The sequence below is a fragment of the Ilumatobacter sp. genome (assembly GCF_041688325.1).
Lineage (GTDB): Bacteria > Actinomycetota > Acidimicrobiia > Acidimicrobiales > Ilumatobacteraceae > Ilumatobacter_A.
On sequence record NZ_JBDNIJ010000421.1, the window covers coordinates 1 to 11,364 of the forward strand.

Annotated in this window: 12 protein-coding genes and 1 pseudogene; 5 read left to right on the top strand and 8 right to left on the bottom strand. The window is 62.4% G+C overall.

Annotated features, from left to right (window positions below):
* Positions 1–49 precede the first annotated feature (49 nt).
* Both ACH2EI_RS20625 and ACH2EI_RS20630 read right to left on the bottom strand, forming a co-directional pair.
* A complete protein-coding gene (locus ACH2EI_RS20625; protein ID WP_395155604.1) occupies positions 50–388 on the bottom strand; it encodes a 4Fe-4S dicluster domain-containing protein in 339 nt (112 codons plus the stop codon).
* Positions 389–434: 46 nt separating this feature from the next.
* Positions 435–2,153, bottom strand: a complete 1,719-nt coding sequence (locus tag ACH2EI_RS20630; protein ID WP_395161441.1) for an HD domain-containing phosphohydrolase — start codon at positions 2,151–2,153, stop codon at positions 435–437.
* A 215-nt stretch (positions 2,154–2,368) separates the two neighbouring features.
* On the opposite strand from ACH2EI_RS20630, the gene ACH2EI_RS20635 reads away from it, so the two are divergent.
* The gene (locus ACH2EI_RS20635; RefSeq protein ID WP_395155606.1) at positions 2,369–3,274 is read left to right on the top strand and encodes a M48 family metalloprotease; all 906 of its coding nucleotides are present in this window, start codon (positions 2,369–2,371) and stop codon (positions 3,272–3,274) included.
* Between the two features lie 78 nt (positions 3,275–3,352).
* Here the strand turns inward: ACH2EI_RS20635 and ybaK are convergent, their stop codons facing one another.
* Complete coding sequence (ybaK, locus tag ACH2EI_RS20640; protein ID WP_395155607.1) at positions 3,353–3,844, bottom strand: Cys-tRNA(Pro) deacylase; 492 nt, start codon at positions 3,842–3,844, stop codon at positions 3,353–3,355.
* Positions 3,845–3,943: 99 nt separating this feature from the next.
* Here ybaK and ACH2EI_RS20645 point away from each other — a divergent pair, with 99 nt between their 5' ends.
* On the top strand, positions 3,944–4,384 hold the full coding sequence (locus tag ACH2EI_RS20645) for an acyl-CoA thioesterase (RefSeq protein ID WP_395155608.1): 441 nt from the start codon (positions 3,944–3,946) through the stop codon (positions 4,382–4,384).
* Positions 4,385–4,542: 158 nt separating this feature from the next.
* Here ACH2EI_RS20645 and ACH2EI_RS20650 read toward each other — a convergent pair whose 3' ends face one another.
* Positions 4,543–5,289, bottom strand: a complete 747-nt coding sequence (locus tag ACH2EI_RS20650; protein WP_395155609.1) for an SDR family NAD(P)-dependent oxidoreductase — start codon at positions 5,287–5,289, stop codon at positions 4,543–4,545.
* On the opposite strand from ACH2EI_RS20650, the gene ACH2EI_RS20655 reads away from it, so the two are divergent.
* Complete coding sequence (locus tag ACH2EI_RS20655; RefSeq protein ID WP_395161443.1) at positions 5,288–5,950, top strand: VOC family protein; 663 nt, start codon at positions 5,288–5,290, stop codon at positions 5,948–5,950. The genes ACH2EI_RS20650 and ACH2EI_RS20655 overlap by 2 nt on opposite strands.
* A 310-nt stretch (positions 5,951–6,260) precedes the next feature.
* Here ACH2EI_RS20655 and ACH2EI_RS20660 read toward each other — a convergent pair whose 3' ends face one another.
* Positions 6,261–7,529 (bottom strand): cytochrome P450, encoded by a 1,269-nt coding sequence (locus ACH2EI_RS20660; protein WP_395155611.1) that lies wholly within the window; start codon positions 7,527–7,529, stop codon positions 6,261–6,263.
* A 285-nt stretch (positions 7,530–7,814) separates the two neighbouring features.
* The gene (locus ACH2EI_RS20665; protein ID WP_395155612.1) at positions 7,815–8,279 is read right to left on the bottom strand and encodes an Lrp/AsnC family transcriptional regulator; all 465 of its coding nucleotides are present in this window, start codon (positions 8,277–8,279) and stop codon (positions 7,815–7,817) included.
* Positions 8,280–8,401: 122 nt separating this feature from the next.
* Between ACH2EI_RS20665 and ACH2EI_RS20670 the strand changes: the two genes are divergently transcribed.
* Positions 8,402–9,022: a hypothetical protein gene (locus ACH2EI_RS20670; RefSeq protein ID WP_395155613.1), complete on the top strand. Its 621-nt coding sequence runs from the start codon at positions 8,402–8,404 to the stop codon at positions 9,020–9,022.
* Between the two features lie 36 nt (positions 9,023–9,058).
* Positions 9,059–9,661: a hypothetical protein gene (locus tag ACH2EI_RS20675; protein ID WP_395155614.1), complete on the top strand. Its 603-nt coding sequence runs from the start codon at positions 9,059–9,061 to the stop codon at positions 9,659–9,661.
* A 24-nt stretch (positions 9,662–9,685) separates the two neighbouring features.
* Here the strand turns inward: ACH2EI_RS20675 and ACH2EI_RS20680 are convergent, their stop codons facing one another.
* Together ACH2EI_RS20680 and ACH2EI_RS20685 are read right to left on the bottom strand one after the other, a co-directional pair.
* The gene (locus tag ACH2EI_RS20680) at positions 9,686–10,942 is read right to left on the bottom strand and encodes an acyl-CoA dehydrogenase family protein (RefSeq protein WP_395155615.1); all 1,257 of its coding nucleotides are present in this window, start codon (positions 10,940–10,942) and stop codon (positions 9,686–9,688) included.
* A 116-nt stretch (positions 10,943–11,058) separates the two neighbouring features.
* Positions 11,059–11,364, bottom strand: a pseudogene (locus ACH2EI_RS20685) (hypothetical protein); the annotation flags it as partial.

The window sequence follows — 11,364 nt, forward strand, 5'->3', positions numbered from 1 at the left end:
CTGACACGTCCACTCTTGACCCGCGGGAAGCGGGAGAGAAACGGGTCGGTCAGACGTAGGGGTCGTTATCGGAATGGGGCAATTCCCACCAGTCACCGGAACTGCTGGACGTTGCGGTCTCAGGGGTCCAGTCAGGGTGCGGATAGATGCAGTCGACCGGGCATGCCGGGATGCACTTGTCGCAACCGCTGCACAGTTCAGGGATGATCACGACGTCGGCGCCGTGGTTGAAAATCGCGCCGAAGTTCGGTGGGCAGGCCCGCAGGCAGGCGTCGCAGTTGATGCACTCGAGCATCTCGATCCGCACCGGATCGTTCCGCCACTTCGGGTTCCGCTCGCGCAAGTCGATGCGCTCATCACGCGTGATCGCAGTGCTGTCGGCGGCCATGGCTGTAATCGTAGATCGCAGCGGTAACACCGCCGCTACCACAGGGTTAAGCGAGTTCAGCTTCCAGCGACGGCTCGCGCGCGACCATCACCTGCACGAATGCGTCGACCAGCTCCGGCTGAAACTGGGCGCCTGCGCCGGACCGAACGAAACGGATCGCTTCAGCCAAGCTCCATTCGCGTTTATAGACGCGGCGGGTGGCGAGAGAGTCATACACGTCAGCGACAGCAACGATGCGGCCGGACAACGGGATTGCCTTGCCACTCAGGCCATTCGGGTAGCCCGAGCCGTCCCACCACTCGTGATGGGCCCAGGCAGCTTCGGCAGCGAGCGAGAACAGCTCGGTCGATACACCAGACAGCAGGCGACGGCCGAGCACGGTGTGCTGTTTGACCTCGTCGAATTCCAACATCGTGAGCGGGCCAGGCTTCAGGAGCACTGCGTCGGAGATGGCGACCTTGCCGACGTCATGCAGGCGTGCGGCCAAGCGCAAACGCTCGCACCACGCCGGCGGCTGGCCGATCGCATGAGCGATTTCGGCGGACAGGTCACCCACGGCGTCGGTGTGCTTCGTGGTGTTGCCACCACGGAACTCGGCGAGCGATGCCAGACGTTCGAATGCTTCGAGGTGATAAGCGTCAGCATCAGCATGCTGAGCGGCAAAGCTGCCGACTAATTCGGTGGTCTGCAGCCGGGTGATCTCGGCGCAGTGCCGGGCCGTCTGGTTGTCGTGAGCGATCTGCAGTGTCCGCAAACGGAGGTCAGCGGAGTCGGTAAAAATCTCACGGTGCAGGGCGAAGTGACGTTCGCGGTGATCGAGTGCCTCACCGAACCTTTCGGCCTGCTTGTAGGCCATCGCCATCAGATCGTGGATCTCGAGTTTGAGTTCGCGGTGATCGGTACGGTCGGCCAGGTCGAGTGCCGCCGCGAGCGATGCGATCGCCTCGTCGGTCTGACCGCTCCGCAATGCGACGCGACCTTCGGACACCATGATCCCGAGCTGCTCGGCGGGAGCCAATTCGTGTCCGTCGGCCACACGATATTCCCAGTCGGCACGAGCTTCGGCAAAGCACAGAGTTGCACTGGCATGGTCGGCGAGGCCGACGTATGCCTCGGCAAGATCCGCGAGCAGTCCACCAATCAGGTGCGGCGCATGTTCGCGGGCGAGTTCGACAGCGCGTCGGCCGAGGCTGACAGCCGGGAGGAACTCGCCGCGACGACCGCGGATACGGGCAAGATTGCCGAGCACCATGGCATCGAGATCACGACGACCGAGCGGCTCGTTGATCGCCAGTGCGTTCTCGTATGTGGCAATGGCACGGTCGTGGTCGCCCATCGACTGGTAGACGGCGGCGATCGTATGAAGGATCTTGCCTTCGTCGAGCTCGTGGCCAGTGATGCGGTACACCTGCAGGGCCGCAAGCGACTGCTCGAGAGCTGAAGCAAAGTTGCTGGCTTGGTAATGGACCACGCCAAGCAGGTGGTGCGACCAGGCCAACGTCAGCGACGGCTCACCACGCGATGCCACTTCAACAGCTTCGGCCGCGAGGGCGAACGCATCGTCGGTGTGTCCACGCTGATGGGTGATGGAGGCCAGCGCGTAGAGCGCCTCGGCTTCGTTGTCCGTGAGAGCCGATGCACGTGCGAGCGTGCGTGCGTCGAGCGCCAGCTTGCGCGCGCGAAGGGGATCATCAACTCGACACGCTGCAGCGTCATCGAGCAGCGTTCTGACTTTTGACCGCTCCGCGGCCATCGATCCTTGCACCCAGTTCCCGTTTCTGTTCGCCCGTTGCTGTCTGCAGCCTCTCGCTGACAATTCTCGCGCATTCAGTGAGTCCATCGGCTTCTTGATCGAATTCTTGATCGAATTCTTAAAGGGAGTACATACGGGCTCTCCAGCTCACCACCCTGAACGTTGCTCGGAACACGAACAGTGAATTTATCGATGAAGCCAGATCCCTGGCACGCAGAATCTCTATCATGAGCAACTTGATGGCTCGGTCACAGGGCGCCCGGAGCGTCGAACGGTCAGCGATCTGGGCCTTCGTCCCGGTCGTCGCGATGGCCCCGTTCAGCCTGCTTGCTCTCAGCTTGCTCTGGTGGCCAGTCAACATGGTCTTCGGGGCACCTTTTCGCTGGACGGTGGTTGTGTTCGCCGCCACCGGCCTGTTGTTATTCGTGCGGCCGTTTCAGACCGCCGTCCTGACCCCCATTCTCGGGGCACGTCCGGCCCAACCCGAAGAAGCCGCCCTGATCGCTCCGGTGTGGGCCGAAATCGCCCAGGCCAACAACCTGCCGCCGAATCGGTACGTGCTGCGAGTGCTCCCGTCTGACGAGTTGAACGCGTTCGCCTGCGGTGGGCACCTCGTCGTCGTCACATCATTTGCCGCCCAAGAGCTGACACCGGCACAACTACGCGGCGTGCTCGCTCACGAACTCAGCCACCACCTCGGCCTCCACACGGTGGCGATTACCATCGCTCACTGGTTGTCGGGGCCTGTCGTGTTTCTCGCTCGGATCGGCTTCTTCTTCGAAAACGTGTCACAGGCGGCTGCCCAGAGCTTCGGGCGTCGTTCGCCGGTCATCAACGTTGCTGGGCAGTTCGCGGCCACCTTCTTCAAGGCCGTGTCGTGGGTCTTCACCGCAGCGTTGCGTGCGGGCGATGCACTCGGGAACTTCGTCGGCCGGCGCGCTGAGTTCGAAGCCGACAAACGCGCCGTCGCAATGGGATTCGGCCCCGAGTTGGCCAGTGCACTGCGCCAGGTCCTCGCCAACGGCACGGGCGGTCGCCCCATCGGCTGGCGGGCCAGACTGGCAGCCTCACATCCGGCAGCACGAACACGCGTCGCCCGAATCGAAGCCCTCCAACGCCACCCCGCTCGCTAACCACGGGACCGGTCGCGTCTTCGAGTCAGGCAACCAGCAATCCGTCATCCGGTCGCCTTGGCGCACCAGACGCCGACCTCATGCAGTGAGCGGGGCGACGGTCGCGTGCAGCACGCCGATCAGGTCACCTGGCGTGAGCCCGATGTCGAGGCCTCGCTTGCCGCCGCTCACGTAGATCGTGTCGAACAGTTGAGCGGACTCGTCCACGACAGTTCGCAGCTGACGGCGCTGACCGAGCGGGCTGATCCCGCCGACCACGTAGCCCGATGACCGTTCCGCTGCAGCCGGATCACACATCGTTGCCTTCTTTGCCCCGGCGGCCGCTGCGATCAGCTTCATCGACAGCTGACAGCTGACCGGAAGGACGGCCACGACCATTTCAGGTGAGCGTGGTCCGCCTTCGACAACCACGATAAGTGTCTTGAAGACCTCGTCGTCCGAGAGTCCGAGTGCTTCGGCAGCCTCCTTGCCGAAGTCGCGCAGCGCACCATCTCCGGACAAATGCCGGTCGTACTCGCTGATCGCGTACTCGATGCCCGCGCTCTCCAACATCTTTACGGCCGGCGTCACTCGCCCATCCTCGCGCAACCGTGCTGTCACACTTTGGTCTGACCGGAGCGTGACAGGCCGGACGCCTGCTGTCTGGACCGAGCGTGCAAGAATCGGCGCGTGCGCCTGTCTGTCGAACCGACCACCTCACCTGCCGACTATGAGTTCACTCACCAAATCCGGGTGCGTTTCGTCGAAACCGACGCCATGGGGATTGTGCACCACAGCAACTACCTCGCCTACTTCGAAGAGGCCCGCGTCGCGTTTCTCGCGCACGTCGGTCACCCGTTCACCGAGTGGCGCAATGCCGGCCTTGAGTCACCCGTCCTCGAGTCGTTTGTCACCTACCGACAGCCACTGCGTTTCGATGATGTGATCACCGTCCACCTTTCACTCGCTGCGGTCACCCGCGCCACGTTCCAGATGGCCTACCTCGTGACCACCGGTTCAGGCGACGAGCACCTTGCTCACGCGACCGGTGTAACCGTGCACGGCTGCACAACCAATGGCGGTCGGCCCACACGGCTTCCGGCTTGGTTGGCCGAGATGGGCGCTCGCTGAAGTTCGTCGCATCGAGTTACACCCAAATCGTTGCGCGTAGCGCTGAGGCATTGACCGATAGGCCAGCGAACTGTGCGACTCCAAGACAGCCGGGCAATGCAGCAGGCACTAGCTCAGTGCGGGCAACGAGTTCTGCGTGGCCACTCACTGAACAGGCCTCACATCTTTTGAGTGAGGCCTCCGTCGACGACGAAGATCTCGCCCGACACGTACTTGTTGCGGAGCAGCGCGAGCACAGCCTCACCGCAGTCTTGCGGCGTCGCCGAACGTGGCACGGGAGCAGTGGCGGCGACCGCTGCGTGCATGGCATCCCAGTCTTTGGTCCACGGCGTGGCAACGAGACCCGGCGCAACTGCGTTGACGCGGATCGGCCCGTACGACTTGGCCAGCAACAGCGTCATCTGATTGAGCGCTGCCTTGGTCATCGAATACGCCATCGACGAACCCACTGGCCTGATGCCCGCGATCGACGTGATATTGACAATGTTCGGGTCGTCGCTCTTACGGAGGTGCGGGATCGCCCGCTTGGTCAGCCACCAGGTGCCCAACACATTGACGTCGAAGGTCTTCCGGAAGATCTCGTCGGTCAGATCATCGAGCTGGTGGTGCGGCACCTCGGTGGTCCACCCAGCGTTGTTGATCAAGAAGTCGAGCTGCCCGAATCGTTCGATGGTCGCGTCGATCAGGCCGTGTGCTTCGTCCTGGTTGCTGATGTCGGCTCGAATGTAGGCCGCCGTCCCTGGCAAAGCTGCCGCGACCGCTTCTCCGGCTTCGACCGACTGCGACGAGTTGACGACGACGGTCGCGCCAAGCGCCGACAGGCGGCGGGCAGTTTCCTCGCCGATACCGCTCGACGATCCGGTGACCAATGCGACTCTGCCGGCGAACTCTTCAGTTGTGCTCATGTCGATTGACACTAGAGAACCAGAGCCCGGCTGCGAGGATCGTGAGATGGCCGTGATCGATCATCTCGTGTACGCAATCGCAGACCTCAACGAAGGCATCGACTGGTTCGAGCAACAGACGGGCATCCGACCAGCAATGGGCGGGGCCCACATCGGACTCGGCACGCACAACGCGCTCGTCTCTTTCGGCGAGTGCTACCTCGAAATCATCGCCCCCGATCCCGGTCAACCCGACCCCGAGATGCCTCGACCGTTCGGCATCGACAACCTCGACGGCCCGGGGCTCGTCGGCTTTGCGGTGCGGCCCACTGACGACGAAACGATCGAGGATCTCGTCGACCGTTGCCTCGACGCCGGCTACGACCCGGGCCCGATCAACGACATGAGTCGGCAAGCCCCGAATGGCAACCTGCTCACCTGGGCACTGACCTTTCCGTCGTCGCCGACGCTCCCGTTCATCATCGACTGGGGCGTCACCCCGCTTCCGAGCGCCACGCAGCCCGGCGGAGTCGAACTCGAGAATTTTACGGTGAACCATCCGCTGCCGTTTAACATCATGGGACCGCTTGCTGCACTTGGCCTCGACATCAACGTTGTGGCGGCCGAGCGCGTCGGCCTCACCGCGACGGTCACCGGCCCCGGAGGCTCAGTCGAACTCTGACGCTGGCTCCGGATCTTGGGATCCCTCGGCGCGGGGGCTCTCAGCGGAGAGCTGCTCGTGCGCCTTCGGCGATGTGTTCTACCGTCACGTTCGAAAAGCCTGACGTCCGCATCATGCGCATCGCTGTTCGCTGCACTTCAATCATCGCTGCACGCTGATTGCGATCTCTCAAGTCGGTGCGGGCCGCATCAAACAGCACCCATGAGCCGTTCTGGTTGCCGTCGCGAGCTGCTGTCAATCGACACGTGACGGTCAAAGGGGCAGTGTTCAACAGGTGACGGGCGACGGCTCAGCTCCGTCCTCCAGCGTCTCAGCCCTCCAAGAGGACGGGAATGTTCCGAGGGCCGCGAATCTGGCCGTTTGTCCACGTCGTTTCTTCCGACGTGTCGAGCGCAAAGTTCGGGAACGCGCGCACCCACTCGTGGAATGCGATGTGCATCTCCAACCGGGCGAGGTTCGACCCAAGACAACGATGAATTCCGAGCCCGAACGCGACGTGACGGTTCTCCGCTCGGTCAATCCGGAACTCGTGGGGGTCCTCGAAGGCGAGCGGGTCGTGATTCGCAGCCGGAAAAGTGACCAGCACTTGCTCGCCGGCACGGACCGGGCAACCCTGGATCTCCGTGTCACCGATGACCTTGCGACCCATTGTGACCGGCGCGTAGTACCGCAGCACTTCCTCGGTGAACGTGAGCCAGAGCATGTCGTCCGGATCGTCGACCACCGCAGCCAGGCGAGCGAGGTCGCCGGGGTTCGTGGCGAGATGCCAGAGGCCTGAGCCGATGGCACTCCACGTGGTGTCGATACCGGCCAGCAGGAGCAGCAGCAGGTAGCCGACCTTCAACTCATCGGCGACAGGTTCGCCGTTGATCTCAGCGTTGGTGATCAGCGTTGCAAGATCATCTTGTGGCTCAGCAGCCCGCTTGTCGAGCAGATCGAAGAAGTAGGCCCGCATCTCAGCGGTCACTTGCTCACGCACCTTGTTGTCACGCGGTGCCAGTTGAAAGTTGCGGTAGATCCAGTCGCGGAACAGATCGGCGTCGCTGTCAGGCACGCCGATCATCTGGGCGATCCCATGCACCGGGATGTGCTGCGAATACTGCGCAGCGGCGTCGGCAGTGGCCGAGCCGGCTGAACCGGCTGAACCGGCTGAGGGCGAATCGCTCGCCTTCGCGCGGACCTGGGCAATCAGTTGTTGCGTGTACTCACGCAGCTCGGCTTCCATTTCGGCGATGCGCCTTGGACTGAACGATGGCAGCAACAGCCGCCGATGACCGTGGTGGTCAGGTGGGTCGGAGGTAATCGGTGGTGCAGGCCGCCGGATCGCGTCCGGCTGCGCCACCGAGACGAAGATCGACGAGAAGTTCACCGTGTCGTTGGCGATCGCCGACACGGCTTCCATCGTTACCGGCATGAAGGCCCGGCCGTACCGTTCGGTCAGAGCCATCGGGCACTGCTCACGCACCGAGTTCCAAATTTCGATCGCGTTGCTGCCCCAGGCTGGATCGAGCCAATCCCAGTCGTTCACCCAATCGGTCACCCGATTGGCCTCAACAGTGTCGCTTTCTTCGTACGCCATGCGATCCCCCGATCTCACCTCAATGTGTAGGCGAGGGTAGTTCACGCGCCCGGTGACAGATCAGACGGACTCGGCTGCGTCGAGGTTCGCCCCGTACACCAGTCGCCCCACGAAGAGCCAACGCTTCGGATGAATCCTGCCCCACGCGCGGTGCGACTTATGGCACAGTGCCGGTAACGTTGCGTCGTTGACCAGATCTTGTCAGGTTGACGCGCTTGCGGCGGATCAGGTCTCCGGGGGGTGACCTGATCCGCGCAGCACTCCGGCAACACGCCGATTCGTCGCTCAGCTTCCTGCGAGGACGTCAGCGATTGTCCGACTCAAGACCGTCGACAGTGCCAGTTGTGTCTGGCTCCGGCGCACCGTCGGTACCGCTGCAATCTGCTGCATCACTTCGTGCAGGTGATCGTTGGATCGGGCCACAATGCGCAGATGTAGATCGCCGATTCCGGTCACAGTGTGAATCTCGAGAATCTGCGTGATCGCACCCAGCGCGACGACCGTGTCGTCGTGTGAACCCTGTGCGATCTCGAGCGTGCAAAACGCCACGACGCCGAGGCCCACTTTGCTCGGATCAACGTCTGGTCCGTATCCGCAGATGACCCCGTCAGACTCGAGCCGATCGAGCCGCGAGTAGACCGTTCCCCTGGCCAAGTCCAGCGCGCGTGCCAAGTCAGCCATCGACCGGCGCGGCTGACGCCGCAATGCAGCGATGATGCGAAGGTCGACCTCGTCGAGTGCACGACTCATCTGTTCACCCACCCGAACCGTTCATCGAGAAACATGAGCATATTGTACATAACTAGATCAACATATTGGCGATGTGTTCGACCATGTTGACACATAATGCACACATAGATCAAATGATACCCATGTTGAAGAAAGTGGACCACATCACCTACGCCTGCGAAACGGGAACCATCGAGAAGTGGGCGTGGTTCCATATCGAGGTCGAAGGCGGCACGCTCATCAATCGGATCGACGATGTGCGACCCGATGATCTCGACAGCAGTATGAAGATCTGGTGCGTCGACTACGGCGAGTTCGGCATCGCGCTGATCGAAGGAATCGACCGGGCCAAGAAGTCACAAGTGACCAAGTTCGTCGACCGTCACGGCGACCACTCCTGCCAGCACGTCGCCTACGACACGGGTGACCTCGAATCGTTCCAAGCACACATGAAGCAGATGGGTGGAACGCCACGCGGCGAAACACTCGTACGCAACGACGGCTTCGGCGTGCTGAAACAGATGTTCGCTCGGGGCTACGCCGAGGGCGATGCTGCAGAAGCGACCTTCCCCGAGTACGTCGAACGTCCGCGGCTCAGCAACGACTGCAGCGACGTTGCGATCACCTTCGCTGAAGAGACCGGCCGGGGCTTCTACGACCAGATCGAGGATGCGATTGCCGAACACGACGAAGCTCCATTCTTCGATTTCGACCAGATGCCCGTCGACTGGAGCGTGCCGGCACCCGTCCCCGTCAACCGGTGACACCCTCGGGAACCGCTGGCATGTCACAGTGTGCGGATGCGTCGCATCGCCCTCATCGCCACCGTTTCCATCGTTTCCATCGTTGCCCTTTCGGCATGCAGCGGAGGTGGGAGCGACGATGCTGCGACCCTGTCCGGATCGGTCGAGGCCGCCGACAGCATCCCGCCCCGGCCTGAATTCGACCCTGGCGATCCAGAGACTCCGATCCCCATTTCCGATCCCGGCGTGGCCGCGACCGACGCACCGGTGGCGACCGAAGCAATCGTTCCTGCCGAACAGGTCGGGAACGTCGTTGAGGTGTCACTCGACGAGTGGGCAATCGATTCTCCGACCGATTTGATTCCAGGTACCATCACGTTCAACGTCACCAACAACGGCGACTTTGCACACCACTTTGCCATCGCCCGCGGCGACAGCTACGAGACACTTCCGCAGATCGCTGGCGGCGCCATCGACGAGACAACTCTCGCTGCCGACTTCCTCGGGCAGACGAGCAACATTCCGGGCGGTGGCACCGACACCATCGAGTTTGATCTTGAGCCGGGCAACTACGTGTTCTTCTGCAACATCGCCACCAGCGTGAGCCATGCAGCCCAAGGCCAAGTCCTCTCCGTCACCGTCAGCGACGCGCGCCTCTGAGGCAAGCCCGATCGGCTGCGCCGTTTAGCCTTTCGCGCGACCAGTAATTCCGAAGAGCTTGCCGGCAACCTTGCGGATCTGGATCTCGTCTGAGCCCTCGGTAATTCGGTAACGACGGTGGTGGCGGTAAATGTGCTCGAACGGCATGGCCCGGTTGTAGCCCATACCGCCACACGTTTGCATCGCCTGATCGGCGGCGTTGCAGGCAAAGCGGTTGGCGCGGTAGTTGCACATCGCGACCTTGTCGGTGATCTCCATATGGTCAACGCCAGTGTCGAGCTGCCATGCCGTCTTCCAAATGAGGGCGCGCAGCATTTCAGCCTCGGTGGCGAGTTCGGCGAGCGGGAACTGGATCGCCTGATTTGTCGAGAGCGTCTTGCCGAACGTGGTGCGGTTGTTGGCGTAGGCGACTGCGGTATCAATGCAGTGCAACCCGGCTCCGAGCGACGACGCCGCCTGGCGGATCCGGTTCTCGTGCACGAACAATTGGGCGGTCATCAAGCCGAGCCCTTCGTCGCCGAGGATCGTGTCGTCGTTGACCCGCACTTCGGTCAAGCGGACATGGGCGTGATCGGTGGGCATGTTGAACGTCCACATGAACTCTTCGATCTTGAAGCCGGGTGAATCGGTCGGCACGATGAAGCAGGTGATGCCGCGTCCGTCGCCTGGCTCACCAGACGTGCGGGCGAAGATGTAGTCGTGCGTGGCGTGGTGCAGGCCGGTGTTCCAGTACTTCTCACCGCTGATGACCCACTCGTCGCCATCACGTGTCGCCGTGGTTTCCATCCAGGTGGCATCGGAGCCGTGGAGCGGTTCGGTGAGCCCAAAACCGATGCGCGCCGTGCCAGCCAGCATCTTCGGGATCCACTCGGCTTGCTGCTCGGGTGATCCGTACTTCTCCATCATCAAGACGGTGACGAGGTTGCCGACGATCGAGCTCTCGTTCTGCAAGTCGTTGTGGAGGCCAAGCCCCTTGCGCGCGAGGTGTTCGCGGACGATTGCCATGTCGAGGCTGCCGAGGTCTTTGCCGCCAAACCGTTCCGGCAACTGCTGCCGGTAGAAGCCGGCCTCGTCAGCTGCGACACGCATCCGACGGAGCAGACGTTCCCACTCGGCATTTGGCAGGCCGTCGCGATCCCAGTCGGTCCGGCTGTCTTCGCGGCGACGGTCGAAGAATCGGATGTTGTCGTCTTCGTCCTCCATCGGCTTGATTACGTCAACGATGAATTGATCGAGTTCGCCGAGGAGTTGCTGCGTCGATGCCGGGATGTCAAAGTCCATCAGCCGAACGTACTGGCCGCTCCCCCGCCACGTCCGAGCGGAGCCCCTCGCCCGGTGCCGTGATTCCAGATGCGGGCAGCGTCACCAGCGGCTGCTGACCCAAGGGCCGTTGTCCGTTAGGCGGCGAGGTCGATGTGGAGGACTGACCAGCCGAGTTCAGCGGCTGTTGGCATTCGGTAGCGCGTTCGGCCAGCCGCATCGATTGTCGATGGGCACGCTTGCCGATCATCAGCTTCATCAGTGGCCCGTTCGGTGTCGGGCCATTCGGGATCGCGTGCGTTCAACGGTTTGATCACACTTCCGTCAGGCCTGATCAGGTGGATGCGGCCGTGTCGGTCACGTCGACCCCGCAACTGTTCGGAATGTTTTCGGCGGTCATGGGATCCGCACAGCGGCATCGAGTTGGCCTGATCGGTTTCGCC

Bases quoted from the DNA above. Each gene is read 5' to 3' on its own strand.
- ACH2EI_RS20625 (WP_395155604.1), bottom strand. From the start codon at position 388: ATGGCCGCCGACAGCACTGCGATCACGCGTGATGAGCGCATCGACTTG.
- ACH2EI_RS20635 (WP_395155606.1), top strand. From the start codon at position 2,369: ATGAGCAACTTGATGGCTCGGTCACAGGGCGCCCGGAGCGTCGAACGG.
- ACH2EI_RS20655 (WP_395161443.1), top strand. From the start codon at position 5,288: ATGTCGATTGACACTAGAGAACCAGAGCCCGGCTGCGAGGATCGTGAG.
- ACH2EI_RS20650 (WP_395155609.1), bottom strand. From the start codon at position 5,289: ATGAGCACAACTGAAGAGTTCGCCGGCAGAGTCGCATTGGTCACCGGA.
- ACH2EI_RS20660 (WP_395155611.1), bottom strand. From the start codon at position 7,529: ATGGCGTACGAAGAAAGCGACACTGTTGAGGCCAATCGGGTGACCGAT.
- ACH2EI_RS20665 (WP_395155612.1), bottom strand. From the start codon at position 8,279: ATGAGTCGTGCACTCGACGAGGTCGACCTTCGCATCATCGCTGCATTG.
- ACH2EI_RS20670 (WP_395155613.1), top strand. From the start codon at position 8,402: ATGTTGAAGAAAGTGGACCACATCACCTACGCCTGCGAAACGGGAACC.
- ACH2EI_RS20675 (WP_395155614.1), top strand. From the start codon at position 9,059: ATGCGTCGCATCGCCCTCATCGCCACCGTTTCCATCGTTTCCATCGTT.
- ACH2EI_RS20680 (WP_395155615.1), bottom strand. From the start codon at position 10,942: ATGGACTTTGACATCCCGGCATCGACGCAGCAACTCCTCGGCGAACTC.